The 22,827-nt window shown below is 63.9% G+C and carries 18 protein-coding genes; 7 read left to right on the plus strand and 11 right to left on the minus strand.

All coding sequences use genetic code 11. The features are described from left to right. Positions 1 to 27: 27 nt before the first annotated feature. The 5 genes from PVE35_RS08230 to ilvD all read right to left on the minus strand — a co-directional run bounded on the left by PVE35_RS08230 (position 28) and on the right by ilvD (position 6,292). Positions 28 to 1,392, minus strand: coding sequence for an MFS transporter (locus PVE35_RS08230; protein ID WP_277374333.1), 1,365 nt, complete (start codon positions 1,390 to 1,392; stop codon positions 28 to 30). A 70-nt stretch (positions 1,393 to 1,462) separates the two neighbouring features. Beyond that, on the minus strand, positions 1,463 to 2,740 hold the full coding sequence (locus tag PVE35_RS08235) for an FAD-dependent oxidoreductase (protein ID WP_268178140.1): 1,278 nt from the start codon (positions 2,738 to 2,740) through the stop codon (positions 1,463 to 1,465). Positions 2,741 to 2,832: 92 nt separating this feature from the next. Then, the gene (locus tag PVE35_RS08240; RefSeq protein WP_277374334.1) at positions 2,833 to 3,303 is read right to left on the minus strand and encodes a DUF126 domain-containing protein; all 471 of its coding nucleotides are present in this window, start codon (positions 3,301 to 3,303) and stop codon (positions 2,833 to 2,835) included. After that, positions 3,300 to 4,583 (minus strand): aconitase X catalytic domain-containing protein, encoded by a 1,284-nt coding sequence (locus PVE35_RS08245; protein WP_277374335.1) that lies wholly within the window; start codon positions 4,581 to 4,583, stop codon positions 3,300 to 3,302. The genes PVE35_RS08240 and PVE35_RS08245 overlap by 4 nt, the downstream gene beginning before the upstream one ends. Beyond that, positions 4,580 to 6,292 (minus strand): dihydroxy-acid dehydratase, encoded by a 1,713-nt coding sequence (ilvD, locus tag PVE35_RS08250; protein WP_277374336.1) that lies wholly within the window; start codon positions 6,290 to 6,292, stop codon positions 4,580 to 4,582. The genes PVE35_RS08245 and ilvD overlap by 4 nt, the downstream gene beginning before the upstream one ends. 120 nt (positions 6,293 to 6,412) lie before the next feature. Between ilvD and PVE35_RS08255 the strand changes: the two genes are divergently transcribed. Then, entirely contained in the window at positions 6,413 to 7,342 is a 930-nt protein-coding gene (locus tag PVE35_RS08255) for a LysR family transcriptional regulator (RefSeq protein ID WP_277374337.1), read from the plus strand. Positions 7,343 to 7,380: 38 nt separating this feature from the next. Here PVE35_RS08255 and PVE35_RS08260 read toward each other — a convergent pair whose 3' ends face one another. From PVE35_RS08260 to PVE35_RS08280, 5 genes are all read right to left on the minus strand, one after another. Further along, positions 7,381 to 7,779, minus strand: a complete 399-nt coding sequence (locus PVE35_RS08260) for a thioesterase family protein (RefSeq protein WP_277374338.1) — start codon at positions 7,777 to 7,779, stop codon at positions 7,381 to 7,383. Between the two features lie 79 nt (positions 7,780 to 7,858). After that, positions 7,859 to 9,064, minus strand: coding sequence for a 3-oxoadipyl-CoA thiolase (gene pcaF / locus PVE35_RS08265; protein WP_277374339.1), 1,206 nt, complete (start codon positions 9,062 to 9,064; stop codon positions 7,859 to 7,861). A gap of 5 nt (positions 9,065 to 9,069) precedes the next feature. Continuing rightward, positions 9,070 to 11,151: a 3-hydroxyacyl-CoA dehydrogenase NAD-binding domain-containing protein gene (locus tag PVE35_RS08270; RefSeq protein ID WP_277374340.1), complete on the minus strand. Its 2,082-nt coding sequence runs from the start codon at positions 11,149 to 11,151 to the stop codon at positions 9,070 to 9,072. Then, on the minus strand, positions 11,144 to 13,267 hold the full coding sequence (locus PVE35_RS08275; protein ID WP_277374341.1) for an acetate--CoA ligase family protein: 2,124 nt from the start codon (positions 13,265 to 13,267) through the stop codon (positions 11,144 to 11,146). Before PVE35_RS08275 ends, PVE35_RS08270 begins: the two co-directional genes overlap by 8 nt. Continuing rightward, the gene (locus PVE35_RS08280; RefSeq protein WP_277374342.1) at positions 13,264 to 14,061 is read right to left on the minus strand and encodes an enoyl-CoA hydratase/isomerase family protein; all 798 of its coding nucleotides are present in this window, start codon (positions 14,059 to 14,061) and stop codon (positions 13,264 to 13,266) included. Before PVE35_RS08280 ends, PVE35_RS08275 begins: the two co-directional genes overlap by 4 nt. Positions 14,062 to 14,711: 650 nt before the next feature. Between PVE35_RS08280 and PVE35_RS08285 the strand changes: the two genes are divergently transcribed. The 3 genes from PVE35_RS08285 (at position 14,712) to PVE35_RS08295 (ending at position 17,858) form a co-directional block, all read left to right on the plus strand. Beyond that, on the plus strand, positions 14,712 to 15,143 hold the full coding sequence (locus PVE35_RS08285; protein ID WP_277374343.1) for a tripartite tricarboxylate transporter TctB family protein: 432 nt from the start codon (positions 14,712 to 14,714) through the stop codon (positions 15,141 to 15,143). A 12-nt stretch (positions 15,144 to 15,155) separates the two neighbouring features. Continuing rightward, positions 15,156 to 16,649 (plus strand): tripartite tricarboxylate transporter permease, encoded by a 1,494-nt coding sequence (locus PVE35_RS08290; RefSeq protein ID WP_277374344.1) that lies wholly within the window; start codon positions 15,156 to 15,158, stop codon positions 16,647 to 16,649. Between the two features lie 153 nt (positions 16,650 to 16,802). Further along, on the plus strand, positions 16,803 to 17,858 hold the full coding sequence (locus PVE35_RS08295) for an AbrB family transcriptional regulator (RefSeq protein WP_277374345.1): 1,056 nt from the start codon (positions 16,803 to 16,805) through the stop codon (positions 17,856 to 17,858). A gap of 30 nt (positions 17,859 to 17,888) precedes the next feature. Here the strand turns inward: PVE35_RS08295 and PVE35_RS08300 are convergent, their stop codons facing one another. Next, positions 17,889 to 18,725: an IclR family transcriptional regulator gene (locus PVE35_RS08300; protein ID WP_277374346.1), complete on the minus strand. Its 837-nt coding sequence runs from the start codon at positions 18,723 to 18,725 to the stop codon at positions 17,889 to 17,891. 537 nt (positions 18,726 to 19,262) lie between these two features. On the opposite strand from PVE35_RS08300, the gene PVE35_RS08305 reads away from it, so the two are divergent. From PVE35_RS08305 to PVE35_RS08315, 3 genes are all read left to right on the plus strand, one after another. Next, positions 19,263 to 20,513, plus strand: a complete 1,251-nt coding sequence (locus tag PVE35_RS08305; RefSeq protein WP_277374348.1) for an OprD family porin — start codon at positions 19,263 to 19,265, stop codon at positions 20,511 to 20,513. Positions 20,514 to 20,538: 25 nt separating this feature from the next. Beyond that, positions 20,539 to 21,471, plus strand: a complete 933-nt coding sequence (locus PVE35_RS08310) for a LysR substrate-binding domain-containing protein (protein WP_277374349.1) — start codon at positions 20,539 to 20,541, stop codon at positions 21,469 to 21,471. Between the two features lie 311 nt (positions 21,472 to 21,782). Further along, complete coding sequence (locus PVE35_RS08315) at positions 21,783 to 22,724, plus strand: tripartite tricarboxylate transporter substrate binding protein (protein ID WP_277374350.1); 942 nt, start codon at positions 21,783 to 21,785, stop codon at positions 22,722 to 22,724. Positions 22,725 to 22,827 lie beyond the last annotated feature (103 nt).

The raw sequence follows: 22,827 nt of genomic DNA on the forward strand, positions 1-22,827 counted from the left end.
GTTTGCCGGAAGAGGCCGGCGTGGGATTCAGGTGTGCGAGGCTGCCGAGAGCGGCTGGGCAGGGGGATGCCTGTCGACGATGCGTCCGACGATGAAGGCGCACAGGGCCAGGATGGCTGGGCAGATCGCCAGGATCAGGAAGCTCTTGACCACCGGCAGGCCACTGTTGAGCACATAGGCACCGAGCAATGGGCCGAGGATCGAACCGATCTTGGCGATCGAGGTGGCCCAGCCGGCACCATTGGCACGGATGGCGCTGGGGTAGAAGATTCCGGCGATGCTGAGAATGCCGTAATGGCTGCCTTTGACGAACACCGCGCCGACCATGCTGAGGGCCAGGAACGCGCTGCCCTGCATGCCCGTGATGCCGAGCACCAGCAGAAAGGGCAGGGCCAGCAGTGGGTAGATCATCACCGCGTAGGGGCCACGGGTGTCCACGAAGCGCATCATGACCAGGCCTGCGAGGGCGCCGGTGAACGAGGCGATGGAGCTAACCCAGGAGGCGGTCGCCCGGTCGAAACCCGCGTAGGTGTAGACCAGCGGGCTCCAGGAAGCGAGGAAGTACATGGCCATGGAGCTGGCCGAGTAGCCGATCCAGATCATCGGCGTGATCCATTTCAGCTTGCCCAGGAACAACTGGCTCACGCGGAAGTTCTTGCTGCCCACGTCGACTTCGTCGAGCAATACGAAGCGATCGTCAGAGCGCACGTCAACGTCTGGATCCAGACGCTTGAGAATGCCTGCGATCTTTGCCGGGTCGCGGCGCTTGATGGTCAAAAAACGCACCGACTCGGGCAGGGTGAACAGCAGCAGGACGCTGGCCAGCAGGGTCATGACGCAGCCGAAGACGAACACCCCCTGCCAGTCGATATGGGGCACCAGCCAGACCGTGAGCGGCCCGGCCATGGCGCTGCCAAGGCTGAAGCCGACCATGATGATGGTGACCACCGTGGAACGATAGCGTTTGGGCACGAACTCGATGTTCAACGCCCAGCACAAGGGCAGCATGGCGCCCAGTGCGAAGCCATTGAAAAAGCGCAGCACCATCAGGGACTCGTAGCTGTTGGCCAGCGCGAACAGGAGGGTCAGCACGCCGAAGGAGAACGTGGAGAAGATGATGGTCGGGCGGCGCCCGATACGGTCGCCCAGATAACCGAAGAAGAAGCCGCCGAGCATCATGCCGAACAGGCCCACGGAGAAGATCTCGCCGAGTTGCAGCCTGTCCAGACCGACTTCATCGGCGATGTAGGAGGCGGTATGCGACAGTACCAGCAGGTCGAAGCCATCCAGAAAGGTGATCAGTACCGATACGGCGATCACCACGTAGTTGTAACGCGTCAGCTTGCGGCCCTCGATCAGGGCGGCGACATCGATTGTGCGTGGTTGTGACATTGTTATTCTCCACAGCGCTGCGATTTTGTTGTTTTTAAGGCCCGGCAGCCAGGCCGCCGGGCGTCAGCCGTTACTGCAGGTTGAAACTGAGGCGCTCGCGCAAGGCCGCCGTTGGTACATCGCTGACCTTGCCGTGGCGGCCCGCCAGATCCAGGGCATGCGCGGCAGCCGCCCCCATGGCGATGCAGGGGCCCATGACCCGTATGCTGGACAACGCAGCGGCATCGGCGTCGACACAGCGCCCGGCCACCACCAGGTTTTCACTGCCTTCTGGCAGCAGGCTACGCAGCGGCACGCTATGCACGTGATCATCGCCGAAAGGCTCCCACTGATAGCCGCTGGCATCGCCATGCAGCTCCACGGGCCAGGAGGTCAGCGCAACCGCATCGGGGAAGCGCGTGGCAGCCCGCACCTCATCGCAGGTCAGATGATGCTGGCCGACGATCCAGCGGGTCTGGCGGATGCCCGGCAGCGCGTATGCGCGAACCCGCGCCTGGCCATAAACCTCGGGGTATTCGGCCTTGAGAAAGTCGATCACCTTGTCTACCTGCCGGCGCCCCTCGATGGCCACATGGGAGGCGGCCACCGGGTCGAGCGGCGTTTCGATGTGGGTCATGTTGAAGGCGGCCGTGCCGCGCCCGGGGAACTGGAAGAACAGGCCATCGTCGCGTTCGATGCCATAGGCCCTGGCGCGTGCCTTGACCCGCTCGGTGAAGGCTTCACGGCTGGGCAGATGAGTTTCGTCGATGTGCTCCATGACGAACATCTGCGTGCCGTAAATGGGGGTGTCGGGCTCGCGGCAGGCGAACCCTGCGTTCCAGGTCAGGGCGGCATCGCCACTGGCATCGACGAAGCCGTCGGCATCCACCTGAACATCGCCATAGCGTGTGGCTAGCTGTACCTGGCACAGGCGATTGCCTTCGCGCACCACATCGCGCAGCACCGCCCCCAGCACCACGGTGATGCCGGCATCGAGAATCTGTTGGCCGATCCAGCGGCCCAGCGCCACCTCATCGTAGTAAACCACGGTGGTCAGCGGGCCGACCTTGTGGTGCAGGTCACCACTGGCGCCGAGGTCACGGAGGATGCCATCGGCAATGCCGTGAGTCAGTTGCCGACGATTCGGGCCATTGGAAAACAGGCCGCAGAAGGTGCCGATGATCGAGCCGACAGCCTGGCCGCCGAGCATGGGCAGGGCATCGAACAGGACGACGCGCTTGCCCAGGCTGGCCGCTTCGAGCGCGGCGGAAACCCCGGAAATCCCGGCGCCGGCGATGCAGATGTCGGCCTTGAGGCGTTGCGCCTGCGGGGCCTGGTCACGGCGAACCGTGCGAATGATATGAGTCATGAATACCTACCTTGCACTGAAAAAAGAGCAGCCGAATCCACCGCCTGCACCAAGCAGGTGAAAAGAAGGAGAGGCTGTTTGAAGTGGAGCCTTCAGGGCTCCGAACTGGCGCCTTCAGGCGCCTGGGGTGTTCGTCGGGCGGCGAGGTGTCGCGGCGTGACCTCGACGGTGCCGGCGTCGGCGTCTACCCGGACCCAATCGCCGGTGCGGATGCGGCGTAGCGGGTCGTCATCGAAATCGGTCAGGGCAGGGGCGTGTACCACCACCGCGCCCAGGGCCATCTTCGCGGTCATCTCGTTGAACAGCATGGCGCCAGGCGCCATGCCGGCGAGGCGGGCGATATGAAACTGCGACGACCAGCCCGACGAGCCCTTGGCCCCGGGAAACACCAGCACCTTACCGGCAAAGCTGATGCCCTTGAGTTCATGCCGGGTCTCTATCACCGTGCCGCTGCGTGGGTCGATGCCACCCCAGCCAGAAATCCGGTCATGGGTCACCAGGGCCTCGCCCTCGAAGATGCCGCCGACCACCTTGCGGCCCTTGAGCGTGAAGGAATCGGTCATTGCAGTACTCCTCTCCAGCGCCCTTCGATGGCGGCCTGTACGCACTCCGCCGTGCTGCCGAACCAGGTTTCGATGCCCATGATCGCCGGCAGGTAATGCGCCTGCTTGGCCGAGTCCACCGCCGCCACCCTGGTGCCTTGAGGGATCACCCGACCGATGGCCGAGCAGGTATCGGTCATCAGGTGGCCGCCGGCGGCTTCGATGGTGGCTGTGTAGCCAGCCTGATCGGCGAGCTTCTTGATCGAGGCAGCGGTGAAGATCCAGAGCTCGGTGTTGACACTCAGGCGTTGGCCTTCGAGCAACTGACAGACTTCCCAGATCTGCTCCAGGCTGTAGTGCGGGCAGCCGAGCATGACGAAGTCCACCTGCGCATTGCGTGCGGTGATATTGACCTGCTCATAAGCCCAGCGCCGCTCCGCTTCACCGAAGCGCAGCACCGACTCGATCCGGCGCGTGCCGAAGGCCTCCTCGCGGGTGCGGGCTTCCGGGGTGACACCGACCAGGTGATACATCTCCACGCCGCCGCTGGAGGCGGCCGCCGCGCCGAAGTGCTTGAGCCGTGCCAGATTGGGCTGATTGCGGATACCCTCGATCACCGGGATCCGATCCTGCACCTGCTCGCCCACCCAGTAGCCGAACAGGCCCCAATCCGCTGTGCTGCTGAGGTCGATGTCGAGCTGGATCAGGTGGCTGCCACGACGATTCGCATCGATGTGCAGGCCCCAGTAGGGAATCTTGCCGGTGAGCATGGCCGCGCCGGTGCTTTCGCGGCCCTCGGCATTGGTACGCGCGCCGAGCACCGAGTTGATGTAGATCACCGCCGAGGATTCCATCCAGGCGCAATGCTCGCCTTTGACCGGCACGTTGCCGACCTGATAGGGCGTGCAGGTATTCAGCGGCTGCACGCCCAGGCCGCTGCTGTAGGCCTGGCCTTTTTCATAGATGCGCACCACATCCTCGCTGACACCCTGCCGCGCCGCCTGCCGGGGATCGATGCCTTGCTGCAGATGGCTGCTGAACACCTTGACCTTGGGGATCGGCACGACCTCGGCACTGTCCAGGTTGAACTCGCTGAATACCGCATCCATCCCGCCATGGCGGTCGCCGTACTGGCGCAGAAAAGGCGTGGTGGCGCCGATGGTGCCGGCGACGTTGCGGGTGTCCACCAGGCATTCGGCGCCCAGGGCTTCGCCATAACGCACCAGCAGATCCATGGCCTTGCTCACAGCCGGGCCTTGAGCACCATCGAGCATGGCCTTTTCATCGTCGCGCAGTCTCATCGGCCAGCCTCCTGCTCGTCGCTGATATCCAGCGGCTTGATCAGGACGGCCCCATGCTCCATGCCTTTCACCGCGCCCCGGTAGATGTCCAGCCAACCGCCACCGAACTGCGCCGGTTGCGCCTGCCAGCGCTCGGCGCGGGCCTGAAGCTCGGCGGAGGCGATACGTGCATCGAGGCGAGCCTCGTCCAGGTCGATGTCGATGATGTCGCCATCGACCAGCAGGGCCAGCGGGCCACCGACGGCGGCTTCCGGCGCCACTTCCGCCACCACCAGGCCCTTGCATACCAGGCCGGAAAGGTGGCCGTCGGTGAGCATCGCCACCTTGTCGCCGAGGCCCGCGCCGTCGATGGCGAACACCACGCGCGACGCGCCGCCGCCCATGGCCGGGCCGCCACGGACGCCGGCGCCGCGCATCACCACCACATGGCCGGGTTTGATGCGCCCTTGCTGCAAGGCGGCGAGGGCATCGGCCGAGCGCTCGAAACAGATCGCCGGCCCGCTGAAACGACGCATCTTGCTGGGATCGATGCCGTACTTGACGATGCCCGCCTGGGGCGCGATGTTGCCCTGCAGCATGACGATCGCCGGTTGGGTGGCGAAGGGCCGTTGCAGCGGCCTAATCACCTGATCATCGGCGATGGTCACTTCGCGCAGGTTGTCGGCAAGGGTCTTGCCGGTAACGGTCAGGGCATCACAGTGCAACAGCGGTTCCAGACTCTTGAGCAAGGCACGGCCGCCTCCCGCTGCTTCCATCTGTTCGATGCTGTGCTCACCCACGGGCCTGACGCCCACCAGTACCGGCACGCGCTTGCCCAGCTCGCGGAACAGGTCGTAGACATCGACATCGATGCCACCTTCGGCTGCGACCGCCTGCATGTGCTTGATGCAGTTCACCGAGCCTCCGGCGGCCAGTACGACGCTGACCGCATTGGCAAAGGCGCCGGGGCTGAGGATGTCGCGCGGCTTGAGGTCTTCTTCGACCATGGCCACGATGCGCTGCCCGGCCTGGCGCACGAAATCGAACATCTGCGGGCTGTTGGCGGCGATGGGCGAGCTGCCCGGCAAGGCCATGCCCAAAGCCTCGCAGACCAGATGCATGGAGTTGGCCGTGCCCATGCCCGAGCACACGCCTGGCCCCTTGATCGCGTTGCGCGCCATGCCCACCAGTTCTTCCACCGGCAGCTTGCCGGTGAGCGTATGCATGGAGCCGATGAAGACGTCCTCGATATCGACGTGCTGGCCGTTGTACTCACCACTGGGCTGGTAGCCACAGACCACCACCAGCGTCGGGATGTTCAGGCGGGCGGCGGCCATCAGTTGACCGGGCACCGTCTTGTCGCAAGAGGCCAGACAGATCATGCCGTCGAGCTGGGCGCCTTCCACCGCCACCTCGATGTCGTTGGTGATCAGGTCACGCGCCGCCAGCATGTAGGCGCCGCCGGCACCGGCGCCGGTGATGAAATCGCTCGGCGCGGCGGTGCGAATCTCGAAGGGCAGGGCGCCGGCAGCGCGGATTGCCTGCTTGAGCTCGGCAGCGATGCCATCCAGGTGACTGAAGCAGATGGCCAGGTTGGAGGAGGAATTGACGATGGCGATTTTTGGTTTTTCCAGTTCGCTTTCGTCGATCCCCAAGGCTTGCCACTGTGCGGCGCGTACGGCCCACAGGTAAGAGCCATAGGGGAAATTGCTTCGCAGCTTCTTGGGCATTGTGTGCTCCGTTGTTCTTATTCTTGCAGCCAGGCCGTGGGTCACGGATGTCTTGTGGCGAGTCTAGGAGGATGCATAGAATCCGAAAACCTAATTTCTCTTATATGTGAAATCCAAAATATGGATATCAGAGACGTCGACCTGAACCTGCTGAAAGTCTTCGATGCGCTGCGCCGCAAGCAGAGCGTGACCCAGGCCGGTGACCTGATGGGGCTCAGCCAGCCGGCCATGAGCTTTGCGCTGTCCAAGTTGCGCACACTCTTCGATGACCCCTTGTTCGTGCGCACCTCGCGGGGGATGCAGCCGACGGCCAGGGCCTTGCAGATCGCCGAGCCGGTGCAGCGCATTCTGGAGCTGGTGAGCAATGAGGTGCTGCCGTCCTCTGGATTCGTCGCCGAGCACTCGGAGCGTCAACTGGTGCTGTGCATGTCCGACATCGGTGAGATGGTGTTCTTGCCCAGGTTGATGCGGGTACTCGACGAGCGTGCGCCAGGCTTGCGTATTCGCACGCTGGCGCTATCTCCCGAGCAACTGGAGGAGGGACTGGATGCCGGAGACGTGGATGCGGCCATCGGCTACTTCCCGCGCCTGCTCAATTCGTCGATCCGCAATCGCGCCCTGTACAGCCACAGTTTCGTCTGCATCGTGCGGGAGGATCATCCGCATATCGCCGAGGGTTTGAGTGCAGAGCAGTACCAGGCGGCCGATCATGTCGCCGTGCAGGCCGATGGCCGTGGCATGGGCATCCTCGATCGCGAGCTGGCGCTGCGTGGTGTCACCCGTCGCATACGCTTCAGTCTGCCGCGCTTCATGGGCGTGCCGTTTCTGGTGGCCGAATCCGACATGATTGCCACCGTTCCTTTGGCGGTGGGGCGCCGCTTCGCCGAGATCGCCCAGGTTCGCCTGCTGCCTCTGCCCTGGGACATCACCGGCTACGACATCCATCTGCACTGGCACACCCGCTTCCATCACGATTCGGCCAACCGATGGCTGCGGGAAACCCTGATCGAACTGCTCGCCGACTTTCCGTCGTTACGCACCCTCGAATAGCGAGCCAGGGCGAGCGCCTGGCGAATGTGCCAGCAGGCCTATTGCTCGGCGCTCAACTGGTACGGGGCCAGCAAGGCTCTTTCGTGCTCGGGAACGCGTATCGGTTTGCGCGTCTCGCTATCCAGGGTGACCACTGTGGTGCGGGCCTGCACGCAGCGCTGGTCGTTCTGCCACAGCTCCTGAACGAAGCGGATGGAGCTGTTGCCGATTCGTTCGACGGCCGTGCGAACCGTCACCGGGGAGCCCCAGTGCAGCTCGCGAGTGAAATCGACGTTGAGGTTGACCACCATGGTCGGCACCCGGGAGCCCAGCTCTTCACGAAACAACGCCGCGCGGCCGTCGGCCAGCCAGATGGGAATCACCGTGTTGTTGATGTGGCCGCGCATGTCGGTCTCGCTGAAGCGAGGCTTGATCGAGGCGTTGAAGAAAGGACTCATGACCCTGCCCTGGATTGGCCTGAAGGATCCGGCTGCAAGCGCGTTGTCAGCCGGATGATAGGGGGCGTTGCTGGCGGCTTCAGAGCCGCTCGATGATCAGGGCCACGCCCTGGCCGACCCCGACGCACATGCTGCACAGCGCATAACGGCCCTGCTGGCGCTCCAACTGGTTCAGCGCGGTGGTGACCAGCCGCGCCCCGGAGGCGCCCAGCGGGTGGCCGATGGCGATGGCGCCGCCGTTGGGGTTGACCCGCGGGTCGTCGTCCTGCAGCCCCAGGCGGCGGCACACGGCGATGGCCTGCGCGGCGAAGGCCTCGTTGAACTCGATCACGTCCATCTGCCCGATGTTCAGGCCGCTCAGGCGCATGACCTTTTCCACCGCCGGTACCGGGCCCATGCCCATCAGGCGCGGGGCGACACCGGCAGTAGCCATGGCCACGACCCGGGCGCGTGGCTTGAGGCCGTATCGGTCGACGGCTGCGCCACTGGCCATCAGCAGCGCACAGGCGCCATCGTTGATGCCCGAGGCGTTGCCGGCGGTGACCGTGCCCTCGGCCTTGACCACACCCTTCAGGCCGCCGAGCGCGTCGAGCGTGCTGTCCGGGCGCGGGTGCTCGTCCTGGCTGACGATGCGCTCCGGCTTGCGCGGCTGGGCGATGGTCACCGGCATGATTTCCCGCTCGAAGAAGCCCGCTTCCTGAGCGCGTTGCCAGCGTTGCTGGCTGCGCAGGGCAAAGGCGTCCTGATCGGCACGCGATACGCCTTCTTCCTCGGCCACGTTCTCGGCGGTCAGGGTCAGGGCATCGACGCCGTACAGCGCCTTCATCTTCGGGTTGACCAGGCGCCAGCCGATGGTGGTGTCTTCCAGTTGCTGGCCGCGGGCGAAGGCCTGCTCCGCCTTGGCCATCACATAAGGGGAGCGGCTCATGCTTTCGACGCCACCGGCGATCATCAACTGCGCCTCGCCGCAGCGCAGGGCACGGGCGGCGCTGCCCACCGCGTCGAGGCCGGAGCCGCACAGGCGGTTGAGGGTCGCACCGGGTACCGAGATCGGCAGGCCCGCCAGCAGCGCCGCCATGCGCGCGACGTTGCGGTTGTCTTCGCCGGCCTGGTTGGCGCAGCCGTAGATCACGTCATCGATCAGGCTCCAGTCCAGGCCGGGGTTGCGCGCCATCAGCTCGGCGATGGGCAGGGCGGCCAGGTCATCGCTGCGAACCGATGCCAGGGCGCCATTGAAACGACCGAACGGTGTGCGGATCGCATCGCAGATATAGGCTTCTGACATTTTCCTCACTCCTTCTCTGCTTGGGTGCCAGCGTCCAGCAGGGTGGCATCGCCACGCTCCTGGCCTTTGCCGGAGGCTTCGACGAAACCATCCAGGGCGGCATTCAGTTCGCTCGAGCCCATGCTGCGGGCAATGAACACCGGCCCGCCGCGCCAGCGCGGGAAGCCGTAGCCGTGGACGAGGGCGATATCGATGTCCTCGGGGCGCTGGCAGACGCCTTGCGCGAGCAGCAGCAGGGCTTCGTTGATCAGTGCCAGCACGGCGCGCTGCTGGATTTCCTGATCACTGAAGGCTTTGGCTGCGATGCCTTGTTCACGGCGATAGCCGGCGATGATCTCGGCGACTGCGCTGTCCGTCTGTGGCTTGTTGTCTTCGCCATAGCGGTAGTAGCCCTTGGCCGTCTTGCGGCCGAGGCGACCGGCTTCGCAGAGCAGATCCGGGATGCCGACGTAGCGACGCAGGTGCCGTGTGGCGGCGGTCTGCTGGCGCATCCGCCAGGCGATATCCAGGCCCGACATGTCGGCCACCTTGAACGGGCCCATGGCGAAGCCGTATTTCTCCAGAGTCGCGTCGATCTGCTCGGGGCTGGCGCCTTCTTCGAGCATGAACTCGCACTGACGGCGATAGGCCGCGTACAGACGGTTGCCGACGAAGCCCCAGGCGTTGCCGACGACGATGGCTTTCTTCTTCAGGCGCTCGGCGAATTTCAGCGCCGCGCACAGCGCTTGCTCGCCGGTCGAACGGCCGCGCACCACTTCCAGCAGGGCCATGCGGTGTGCCGGGCTGAAGAAATGCAGGCCGAGTACGCGCTCGGGGTGAGGAATGCCCTCGGCGATCGCGTCGATGTTGAGGTAGGAGGTGTTGGTCGCCAGCAGGGTATCGCGGCTCACCTGTGTGGCGAGTTGCTGGAACAGCGCCTGCTTGGCCGCCATGTCTTCGATGATCGCTTCGATCACCAGGTCGGCCCCGGCGACGGCCTGGATGTCCTGACTAGCCGTGAGGCGGGCCAGCATGGCATCACGCTTGTCGGTGCTCAGACGTTGGCGCTCCACATCGCGCGCCAACTCGTCTTCGATGCGCTTGACGCCTGCTGCGAGTGCTTGCGCATTGAGTTCGAGCAGATCCACCGTGCAGCCGGCCTGCAGTGCGCACAGGGCGATACCGCTGCCCATGGTGCCGGCACCGATGACCGCGACCCGCTCCAGCACCCGTGCTTCTGTCGGTTGCGCCGGGACATAGGGCTCGGCGCGCTCGGCGAAGAACAGGTAGCGCAGGGCCTGGGCCGCCTGGCTGCCGCGCAGGGCGAGAAAGGCCGCGCGCTCTTTGCCGATGGCCTGGGCGAAGCTCATCTCATCGGCAGCCAGAACCACTTCGGCGGCAACCGCTGCCGCCGGCAGACCGCGCGCGGCGGCGATCAGCTTCTGGGCTCGCGTGCGCAGGGCGGCCTTGTCCTCGGCGGCCACCGGGCGCGCGCTCAGTGGTCGTTTGCCGCCCTGGTATTGGCGGGCAAAGGCCAGGGCTTCGGCATGTTGCTCGGCTTCGTCGCTGGCGCTCAGCAGGTGATCCGCCAGGCCCAGTTCCAGGGCCTTGGCGGCCTTGATCGGTTTGCCGCTGACGATCATGTCCAGCGCCGTGCCCATGCCGACTGCGCGGGGTAGGCGCTGGGTGCCGCCGGCACCGGGGATGATGCCCACCGTGACTTCCGGCAGGCCCAGGTTGGCAGTGGCCGTGGCCAGGCGGGCATCGCAGGCCAGTGCCAGTTCCAGACCACCGCCCAGGGTATGGCCCTTGATCAGCGCGATCACCGGCAGGGGGCAGGCTTCCAGGGCCGCCGTCACCTGGGGCAGGGTGGGCTCGGTCGGTTCGTTCTCCAGCTCGCGCAGGTCGGCGCCGGCCATCAGGTTGCGTCCGGCACCGGTCAACAGCACCGCACGGGCTCGCGCCATATCCAGGCTCGCCAGCGCGTGGAGAATGCCTCGTCTGACTGCATCGGTGCTGCTGTTGACCGGCGGATTGTCGAGGGTGATCACGGCGATCTCGTCCTCGTAGGCCAGGTGAACCTGGCCGTTGCTCAGGGCTTCAGCCATAACGGCGTTCTCCGCTGACTTCTTCGTCGGCCTGCTGCAGCACCAGTACGGCGTCGGCCGCGACCACGCCCTGGCCTTCGGGCAGGACGAACAACGGGTTGATTTCAGACGTCACCAGGCGCTCGCCAAAGGCGGCGACCAGGGCGGAGAAATTGACGATGGCCTGGGCCAGTGCCTCGGTATCGCGGCGCTTGGAACCGCGATAGCCGTCGAGCAATGGCCAGGTGATCAGTTGCTGCATCATCGAGTGAGCCTGCTCCAGGGTCAGGCCACCCTGTTCGGGCAGCATGCGCAGCGCGGTGTCCTTGTACAGCTCGGCGGTGACGCCGCCGGCACCCAGCAGAATGGTGGTGCCCAGGGCGTCGCGGTTGGCGCCGAGAATCAGCTCGTGACCGCCAGCAACCATGGCTTCGACGAGGAAGCGATCCGGGCGATAGCCGACGTGGCCGGCCACTTCCGTGACCATCTTGTCGAAGCGTGCGCCGATGGTGTCGGCCGTCTGGTGCAGGGCCACTCCACCGATATCGCTCTTGTGCAGCAGCTTGGCGTCCAGCACCTTGAGCACCACCGGATGTTCCAGTTCGCGAGCGGCCTGCACGGCCTCCTCGCGGCTGGCGACCACGCGGCTCTGCGGCACGCGCAGCCCTACCTGGCTGAACAGCGCCTTGGCGGCGGCCTCATCGAGCGAGCCTGCGGCTTGCTCGACCATCGCCGGCAACTGGATGCGCGGCGCGGCTGCCAGGTTGGGCAGCGGCTGGGCGATGAGATCCAGCGCGCCGAGCACGGCGCTGCAGCTTTCCGGCGAGCTGAAGCCCGGAATGCCGGCGCTGTTCAGGCGCTTGAGGGTATCGGGGGCATAGGGGCTGACGTAGGCCAGCACGGGTTTGTCGTTGGTATCCAGGCAGTCCTGGATGGCGCTGACCACCAGGTCCGGCATGGCCAGGCCGGAGGAGCCGATGATCACCACCAGCGCGTCATAGCTGTCGCTGGCCAGCAGGATGCGGATCGCCTGGCGCAGCAGGTCGGGTTGCAGGCCGGCCAGGGTCACGTCGATCGGGTTGCGGTCGAGCGCGGTGGGCGTGTCGCCCTGCAGGGCGTGCAGTTTTTCGGCAGTAGCGGCATCCGGGGCCGGGGTGTCGAAATGGTTCATGCCCAGGCTGTCGGCGATCAGCGTGCCAGCGCCGCCGGTGGAGGTCAGGATGGCCACACGGCGGCCGGCCAGGCGGCGCCCGGCGACCAGTACGGCGGGGATGTCGAGGAATTCGTCGAAGGTGTTGGCACGGATCACCCCCAGCTCGCGGAAGAAGGCATCGTAGACGCGGTCTTCACCGGCCAGCGCGCCGGTATGAGAGCTGGCGGCGGTGGCACCGGCTTCGGAGCGGCCGATCTTGAACACCACCAGCGGTTTGCCCGCCGCACGGGCGCGCAGTGCCACTTCGCGGAAGCGTTGCGGGTTGCGCACGCTTTCCAGATAGAGGGCGATGACCTGGGTGTTGTCGTCATCCACCAGGTAGTCGATGAAGTCGCTGACTTCCAGATCCACCTCGTTGCTGGTGGAGATCAGTGACGACAGGCCGATGCCTCGACCGGCTGCACGGGAGAGCAGGGCACCGAGAATGCCGCCGCTCTGGGAGACCACGGCGACATGGCCGGTGGGCAGGTCGCTGATCTCCAGGGCACCGCTGGCAGACAGCGGAATGCGCGCGGACAGGTTGACCAGGCCGATGGTATTGGGGCCCAGAATGCGCATCGAACCAGCGGCGGCTTTTAGCTCCTCCTGCAGGTCCAGGCCGCCTTCACCGGATTCGGCAAAACCACTGGCCAGCACCACCGCCGCCTTGCAGCCGAGCTTGGCCAGCGAGCGCACGGCCTCGATACTGCGCTTGGCGCTGAGCAGCACCAGGCCGACGTCAGGCGCCTGCGGCAGCTCTTCGATGCTGGCGTAGCAGCGCAGCCCCTGGATCTCGCTGGCTTTCGGGTTGACCGGGTAGATGGCGCCCGCGAAGCCGTGCTTGAGCAGATAGGAAACCGGGCGGCCCGAGGTCTTGCTGGCATCCGCCGAGGCACCGATGACGGCAACGCTTTTCGGGTTGAGCAGGGCATCGAGCTGGTTCATTTGCCGGCCTCCTTGGCGTTGTCGAGGAAGGCCTGCACCGAAGCGCGGTGTTCCTGCGAGGTGTAGCAGATGCCCTGGGCCTTGCTGCCTTCGGCGAACACCTGGTGTTCGGCCATCTCGTAGCTGCGGTTGATGATGGACTTGGTCAGGGCGGTGGCGGTGCGCGAGCCGCGGCTCATCTCATCGGCCATGGCCATGGCGCTGCTCAGCAGGTCGTCGGCCTCGCAGAGGCGGTCAGCGATACCCAGTTCCAGGGCTTCTTCGGCGGCGACACGGCGGCCACTGAAGATCAGTGCCTTGGCCCGCGCCAGGCCGACTCGGCGTGGCAGGAAGTACAGGCCACCACCATCGGGGATCAGGCCACGGGCGATGTAGGCCCAGGTGAAGGTGGCCGGGCGCGCGGCGACGACGAAGTCGCAGGACAGCGCCAGATCGGCGCCCAGGCCGGCAGCGGCGCCATTGACGGCGGCGATGGTGGGGATGGGCAGGTTGAGCAGCAGGCTGGCGGCATAGTGCACGCCTTGCTGGCGTTCCCAGCCGTTGAAGCCAACGACGGCCGGATCGGCTTCCATGCGTGCCTTCATGCCGGCGATATCACCGCCGGCGCAGAAGCCCTTGCCGGTGCCGGTGATGATGAGCGCACGAACGCTGCGATCGCTACGCAACTTCTCCAGCAACTGGACCAGTTCGGCGCGCATGGCGTCGCTCATCGCATTGCGTTTTTCTGGCCGGTTCAGGGTCAGGACGGCAATCCCGTTTTCCTGATTGAAGTTGATGAGAGTGTTCTGACTCATTATGGAATCTCTTGTAATTGAAATTGAATGAACCGATTCGAGTTGTGCCTGGAGAAATGGCAGGCCGACGGATAAGTGCCAACTAACTTGCTTGGCGCTTTGAACTTCAGGTCTGCAGTCACCTATGGATCATTCTTGAGTCAACGCGGCAGGCGTTCAAATGACTAAAGATGCCGGTTGGTCTAACAAAACGTTGGGATGTGCTTTTTCTTCGCCCCTCGTTCTCAGGGCGCGCGGACGCCATGCTGGCGGCTCGGGGCGCGTATCCCAGGCGCAGCGGGCTGCTCTTGCCCGATGCCTGGAGGCATGACAAACAACTTGCTGCTCTAGGCCAAATAAATTCTCAGTTCAGGGCCGCGAAGCCTTCGGTCATAGTGGGGCTGCGATAACGAGATGGGTTGAGAACTGCCGGTTATTCAATCCACCGCTGCAACCGCCCAGGTATGCACCTGGCGGCTTTAGTGCGTGGACAACCCCAGACAATAAAAACAACCGCGCACGGGCAGGCGTGGAAAATCCGTGGCCTCAGGTCGCGGTGAGAGGACATGAAGATGAACGCATCGAGTGCGTCGACGACTTCAGCAAGTGCGAAGGCGTCGACAACGGGGCCGTGCAATGCGGAGCCCGTAGTCAAAGTTCCAGCAGGTGTATTGGACATTCTCGCCGGGGTCGTGCTGCTGGGCGTGTTCGGCCTGTATGGCTGGCATGCCCTGCAACTGCCCGGGCCGATGAACCCCAATGGCATAGGTGTCGGTGAGTTTCCCGTGATCATCGCCGTGACCAGCCTCGTCGCGGTGGTGCTGATGCTGGGTGTCGGTGTGCTCAAGTGCTTGCGCCGCTCGGCCCAGCAGATGGTCACGACCTGTCGCCCTCTGCCTGTCGTGCTGGCCGTGCTGGTAGTGCTGGGCATCGGCACCTACCTGGACAAGCTGGGCCCCCTGATCGGCGTCGCAGTGCTCTCGGCGCTGACCATGCTGGCCGTGGGTGAGCGTCGACCCATGCAGATCATTGCCGTTTCCCTGGGCCTGAGCCTGGGGTTGTATGCGGTGTTCGTCCTGGCTCTCGGCGTCAGCTTTTCTTGAGGTAACAATCCCATGTTGGAAAATATCCTGATCGGGTTTTCGGCCTTTGCCGACCCCCTGGTGCTGGTCGGTCTGATCGTCGGCGCGCTGCTGGGCTACATGATCGGTGCGCTGCCCGGCTTGGGCCCGAGCCTCGGCGTCGCCTTGCTGATTCCCTTCACCTACACGCTCGACCCGCTCGTGTCGATCGTGACCTTGGTCTCTCTCTATGCGGCTGCCGAATATGGCGGCGCCATTTCCGCCATCCTGATCAATTCACCCGGAACGGCGGCTGCAGTGGCCACCTCCTGGGATGGTTTTCCGCTGACCCAGCAAGGCAAGGCCGGCGTTGCCCTGAACATCTCCATCGTTTCCTCGGGCATCGGTATCTTCGTCAGCGCACTGCTGTTGCTACTGACGGCGGTTCCGCTTTCGGAGTTCGCGCTGAACTTCGGGCCTACCGCCTATTTCGCCCTGGCCGTTCTGGGCTTGAGCCTCGTCTCGACACTCTCCAACGGTTCGGCGGCCAAGGGCGCCATCGCCATGGGCATCGGCCTGGCCCTGGCCACGGTCGGGCTCGATACGCAGACCGGCATTCCCCGCTTCAGCCCCAACCCCGAGTTCTTCGAGGGCTTCCCCCTGGTGCCGGTGCTGCTGGGTTTGTTCGCGCTTTCCGAAGTGCTGTTCATGGTCGAAGCCGGGCCTTCTGGCAAGGTCAAGAGCCATCCGATGACAGGGATTCTCGCGGTACCGTTGAAAACCTTCGGCAAGTTGAAGGGCAATCTGCTGAGAAGCTCCGTGCTCGGTTACATCATCGGTGTGGTGCCAGGGGCCGGGGCCTCCATCGCCTCCTTCGTCGCCTATGCCGTCTCGAAGAAGTCCTCGAAAACGCCCGAGCAGTTCGGCAAGGGTAGCATCGAGGGGATCGCGGCATCGGAGTCGGCCAACAACGCCGCCGTATCGGGCGCGCTGGCCCCCCTGTTCGCGCTGGGTATCCCGGGTTCGCCGACCACCGCCATCATGATCGGCGCGCTGATGATCCATGGCATTCAGCCGGGGCCGTTGCTGTTCACCACCAACCCGGAGATTCCTTACACCGTCATCGCGGCGCTGTGGGTCAGCGTGCCGGTGATGATCTTCATTGGCCTGGCCGGGGCGAAGTACTGGGCGAAGGTGGCGGACATTCCACGCCCGGCCGTCGCCGCTACGGTAACCGCCATCTGCCTGATGGGTGCATACGCTTCCGAGAACTCGATGTTCCCCGTTTATGTCGCTCTGGCCTTCGGTGTGCTCGGTTATGTGCTGCGCAAGCTGGATATTCCGCTCGCGCCCATCATTCTGGCCCTGGTTCTCGGTGAAATGCTCGAAACCAATTTCCGCCGAGCGCTGGTCATTTCCAATGGCGACTATTCGGTGTTCTACAGCAGCCCGCTGACCCTGATCCTGCTGGGGGTAGCCGTGCTCTCCTTCGCTATGCCTGCCTTTAAGTTCCTGCGCGGCAGGTTCACCCGTCAGCGCCTCGCCTGAGGGTGTATTGCACTGACTTCAGGGCCCGCAACGGCAAGCCAGCGATGGCGTGTCATTGCGGGCCGTTTCATGTGTGGCATGGGCTTTCGCCGGGTCTTGCCGAGCCTGGCGCGTCCATGTGCAGAGGTACCCTGAAAGAGGAGCGTGATGGTTATGGATCTTTCCGGCCTTGCCCGGTTGCTTGCGCTGTATGGGCTCTGCTTCGCCATGGGGCGGTTGTTCGCGGCAATCGGCATGCCCTTGCCGTACATGATCGGGCCATTGCTGCTGACGGCCACCCTGTACATCAGTGGGTTGATGAAAACGCCCATTTCGGCCAGAACCCGGCCCTATGGGCAAATGATCATTGCCTCCACCGTAGGCCTGGCATTCACCCCGGCCGCCTTGCTGGTCATCCTCGAAATGGGCCTCGAGATCGTGGCCCTGGCCATTCTGACCGGCGTGTGCGCGCTATTCGTATCCGTGCTGCTCAAGCGCTTCAGTCGTCTCGACTATTCCACCGCGTTGCTCTGCACCATACCTACCAGCCCGGTAGAGGCGGCCGTGATCGCTGAACGGTTCGGCCTCGACAAGGGGGTGGTGGTGCTGTCGCAGACCATCCGTATCGCCAGCGTCGTGGTGATCATCCCCATTGCACTCTATGTGGCCGACGGTTGGCCGGGCAATGCGGGGCGCACCCTGGGGGCTACCGGCGCCCTGGATCTCGGCGGTATCGGGCTGTTGGCCGTTTCCGCTTTGGCCGGTGCCATGCTGTTCAAATGGCTGAGGCTGCCGAATCCCTATTTCTTCGGGGCCTTGCTGATTTCCGCCGCGGCCTCCAGCAGTGGTTTGCACGTGGCGCCTTATCCTTCGCTGGTGCTGGCCATCGCGCAGGTGGTGCTGGGTACCTGGCTGGGTTCGGTGTTCACCAGGGAGCTGTTCCTGGAGATGAAGCTCACGCTCACCATCATCCTGTCCATGCTCCTGTTTCTGTTCATGAGCAGCATGATGGCGGTGGCCTTCGCTGGGCTGACCGAACTGCCCTGGGAGGTCATGGTGCTCAGCGCAGCGCCGGGAGGCGTCACGGAAATGGCACTGACCGCGCAGTTCCTTGGCTACAGCGTGGCCATCATCGTGTCCTTTCAGATCGTGCGGATCTGCATATTCATGCCGGGCGTTCACTGGTTCATTGCCGCGGCGCGGCGCTTCGAGTCGAGGGGCGCATCTTGAGCGTCAACGCCTGAGCATGGCCATTGGCGGTCATGAAGTATCTTTGCGGTTCAGCTCGCGCCTGATGCTCTCGGTTAGTTTAAGCAGCGGCTGCGCATAGCGCGCTGTCACTGCCTCGATGCTTTCGCGGGTCGACAGGCTGATATTCAGCGCATGGGCGCGATAGCTGGGGAGGTCGAGGGGGGCGGCTATCGACACCACTTGCGGTTGCCAGGAAGCGGTGCAATAGCCATGGCATCCGACACTGCGCATGGCCGCTTCGATCTCTCTGCTCAGCTCTGCCCAGCGCGAGGCGCAGCGCCGTGCCTGGAAATGTTGCAGCAGCGCTTGGCGGTGCACCTCGTCCTGCACCGCCAGACAGGCGCGGCCCAGTGCGGTCAGCTCCATGGGTAGACGCTGCCCCGTGCCGACGTTGCGCGGCGATTTGCGCGCGCTCAGCCTGATCGACTCCAGGTAGACCATCTCGTCGCCATCGGCAGCGGCCAGGCCAACGTTCACCTGGAGTTGCCGGGCGACCTGGCGCATCAAGGGTTCCGCTATTCGCACCAGCGTACTGCAGTGATGCAGGGTGTGGGCCAGGCTGAGCAGGGAGGCGGCGAGCCGATAGGCACCACTGACCGGGTCGTAATCGAGGAAGCCGCTGCGAACCAGCGTTTGCGTCAGGCGGCTGACGGTCGACTTGGACAGGCCCGTTCTTTCGCTCAGCTCCCCATTGCTCAGGTACTCGCAGCCCGGACGAAAGGCCCGCAACAGGCACAGGCCACGTTCCAGGGAGCGATTCGGGGTCGACTTGCCCTGGCCGGGAAGGCCCGAAGGCGTCGTTGTGTCGGCGGCCTGTTCCAGTGCGTGAAGGTGAGGGCTGAACATCGCCTTGGCTCTCTGAGTGCTCGGTTACATGACATGAACTCGAATCCGAGTTCATCAAATTCTGCGAGTGATGCCCTCGGATCGTCCTTAGGCTAACGCAACAAGCCGCAAGCCAGTGTCAGTATGGCCTTGATGTTCCATGCAATGGAATTGCTCGGTTGAACATCAGGATCACGATTGCATAATCGATGGGCGTTTCATTCAAGACTCATAACAACAAGTAGGTCTCTATGAACATTCCCTCTCTTGCCGCTTCATTGGCGCATGTCTCGGTAGCCGTGCTCCGGCATTGCAATGCAGTGCATGTCAGTTCAGGTCGAATACGCGGTATTCAATCCCACTCCGGATGAATGACTGCAAATAGCGCCATCGCTATTTGAATCGAACCTGCTTGGGTCACCTCTCCTTGTCTATCCCGCTTGCGCAGAGTCGATGCGTCGGGTTTCGGCTTGCCTGGTGATGCCCAAGTTCGGCTTCGCCCACCCTCGACCGGCTCCGCCCTGGTTGCGGCGTCCGGTCCTTCGTCAGGTACTTACGATGAACACGATGAAACTCATGCCCCTGTGCGTGGCAGGGACGGGGCTTGCCCTCATGCTGCCTTCGGCCTTCGCGGAAGGTTTTCTGGAAGACAGCAAAGCCTCACTGGATCTGCGCAATTTCTACATGAACCGCGACTTCAGGGAGGGAAGCGGGCAGTCACAGCGCGAAGAGTGGGCGCAGGGCTTCATCCTGCGCTACCAATCCGGCTATACCCCCGGCGCCATCGGTGTCGGCTTCGACGCCATCGGCATGCTGGGTATCAAGCTCGATTCCGGCCGCGGTCGGGCCGGCACGGGGCTGCTGCCGGTGGAAGACGACAGGGATGTGTCGGATGACTACTCGAAGGCTGGCGGCACGCTCAAGCTGCGGGCGTCCAGCAGCGAGTTCAAGCTGGGCACGCTGCTGCCCAAGTGGCCAACCTTGCAGGCCAATGATGGCCGTCTGCTGCCACAGACCTTCGAGGGCATGCAACTGCAGGTTCGTGAGCTGAAAGGCCTGGAGCTCACCGGCGCACAGATCCAGCGCGTCGTGCAACGCGACCAGACGAGCGATGAAGGCCTGGCGCTGAACAACAAGAACCGTCGCTTCAGCGGCTCTCTGGACGGTGGCGACTTCGAGCTGCTCGGGCTCAGCTACAGGGTTCTGGAAAACACCGACTTCAGTTACCAGTACGCTCGCTTCGAGAACATCTATCGCCAGCAGTTCGTGGGGCTCAGCGATCGACGCAAGGGCGAGTGGGGCGCTTTCAACACGGATATCCGCCTGTTCCTGAGCGACGATGAAGGCAATGCCCATGGCGGTGACATCGATAACCGCGCATTCAGCGCCATGGGTACCTACAAGCTGAACGGCCATTCGCTGGGGGTTGGCTATCAGGTCATGTCGGGGGACTCGGCCTTCCCCTATGTCGCAGGCGCAAACCCCTACCTGGTCAACTTCGTCCAGATCGGCGATTTCGCCGAGAAGGACGAGCGCTCCTGGCAACTGCGCTACGACTATGACCTCGCCAAGGTGGGCATCCCTGGCCTGACCTTCATGACCCGTTACCTGCGCGGCAGTGGCGCGGATGTGCGAGGGGCTGACGGTGGCGGTGAGCGCGAACTGGATGTCGAGCTGCAGTACGTGTTCCAGAGCGGCAGCTTAAAGGGGATGGGTGTGCGCTTGCGCAGCGCCACCTACAGATCCGACTTCGCTCGTGATGCCAACGACGCTCGCGTTATCATCAGTTACCCGCTCAGTCTTCTCTGAGTCCGATGCACCAGTCGCGCGGCCATTGCCTGGCAGCGACTGGTGCTTTTTGCTTGATCACGGTGGCCCCATGAAATATCCCCTGCCTCCCTTGAACCCCTTGAGAGCCTTCGAGGCCGCGGCCCGGCTCTGCAGCCTGACCAGTGCCGCAGAAGAGATGAACGTCTCGCAGGTGGCCGTCAGTCGTCAGGTACGGGTACTCGAGGAATACTTCGGGGTGGCCCTGTTCCGGCGTTTGCACAGGGGCATCGAGCTGACGCGCGAGGGCAAGGAGCTATACGAGGGCGTTACCCAGGCGTTTCAGGACATCAGCAGTGCGGCACGTAAAGTGTCGCGCAGGGGGCGGCGGGATATCCTTTCCATTCAGTCCTACACGACCTTTTCGCAGCGTTGGCTGATTCCCCGGCTGGCCAATTTTCACGATGCCCATGAATCGATTGAAATCAGGTTGTCCTCGTCATTGGCGCCAGTGGATTTCGACACCCAGAACATCGATGCCTCGATTCGCTCGGGGCGTGGCGACTGGCCTGATCTGCATGCGGAAAAACTCGTCGATATCGAACTCATCCCCATCTGTTCGCCAACCCTGATGGAGTCGGCGAAATTCGAGGCGCCGCAGGGCCTTTCCCGAGTGCGCTTGCTGCATTCCATGGCGCGGCCCAACGACTGGGCAAGCTGGCTGTCAGCCACCGCTACCCGGGTCGATGCCGATAGCGGTGTCCGCTTCGATAACTCGGCACTGGCTTACGAGGCCGCCTCGATGAACATGGGCGTGGCCATCGCGGTCAAGGCCTTCGTCGAGCGTCAACTGAAGAATGGCAGTTTCATCGCGCCTTTCGAGCACACCTGCAAGACCGGCGAAGGCTATTACCTGACCTGGCCGCGCAACATGAAACCATCGGAACCGCTGCTGAAATTCCTCTCCTGGATGCGTGAGCTGCTGGCGCAAACCGATTGATCGCCGTTGCCGTTACCGCTTTTCGCCGCTGCCCGCCGGGCCGGGGCGTATAACCTGTCGCGCCGCATCCCCCGCGCGCCGCTGCGCGGGCATGCGCCTGTGCTCAATCGCCTGGCGCGCTGCCCAATATAAAGGCACGCTTTGGCTGACAAATCGTCAGTACCGCCTCCGATGGATATTTGGGAGCCTTGTTTCAGGGGCTGACCCCATAGCGAATTAAAAAAATAACATCCGTCGGAGATCGTCAGAACATGCTAAGCAAAGCTGGAAACAAAGCCCGTCACTGCCTGGGTGCAAGCGTACTGGCTGCCATGACAATGCTCGGTGCGGTCGATGCCGCGCTGGCCGAAGGCGAGTGGCGCCCCACCGGGCCCGTGAACATGGTCATGCACACGGCAGCGGGCGGAACCGCGGATGTGTTCATCAGAACCCTGGCCAAGACCCTGGAGCCGGAAATCGGCCAGAAGGTGATCGTCATCAACGCCCCGGGTGGTGGTGGCGCCGCGCAGATGACGCGGATTCGCGCCGCCCGCCCGGATGGCCTGACGCTGGGGATCAATACCCTGTCGCACTTCACCAGCATGTTGACCAACCTCAAGGGTACTTACGCCATCGATGACTTCTCCTGGATCGCCTCGACCCAGGAGGACGCCATCCTGCTGTTCGTCAAATCCGGTTCCGATATCAAGAACCTGGATGACCTGATCGCCAAGGCCAAAGCCAGCAATGGCCAGGTCAATGTCGGCGGCTTCGGCCCGGCGGGCTCGATGCAGAGCCTCGGCATCTCGATGCTGGAGAAGGCTGCTGGGGTCAAGTTCAACTGGGTCGCCTTCAACTCCACCCCGGATATCACCGCGGCCCTGCTCGGCGGGCATGTCGATGTCGGGGTCTCCAACCTCGGCGCCGTCAGCTCCTTCTTCGACGCCGAGCGCATCGAAGGCCTGGGCGTGCTGGGCAAGGATCGGCTCACCGGTCTGCCCGAGGTGCCCACTTTCGCCGAACAGGGTTATGAGGTGGACACCAGTTGGCTGCAGGTTCGCGGGGTATTCGGGCCGGCGGACATGCCCAAGGAACTGCAGCAGCAGATCGCCGATGCCATCCACAAGGCGATGCGCTCGGAGGAATACCAGAACTACGCGCGCAACGCTGGCGTGGTGGATTCCTGGATGGGGCCGGACGAGTACACGAAATTCGTCAAGCGTGTAACGGCAGTGGCGGAAGTCCAGCTCAAGGAAGCCGGTTACATCCAGTGAAGTAGCTGGGCCAGCGAGATGGCAGGTCAAGGCTCTGGCGAACACCAGGTCATGCCAGGCCAGCGGCTGCAAGTGGGTCGGTTCTCCGTTCGTTGACGGTTGG

The sequence above is a fragment of the Pseudomonas sp. AA-38 genome (assembly GCF_029457475.1).
GTDB lineage: Bacteria > Pseudomonadota > Gammaproteobacteria > Pseudomonadales > Pseudomonadaceae > Aquipseudomonas.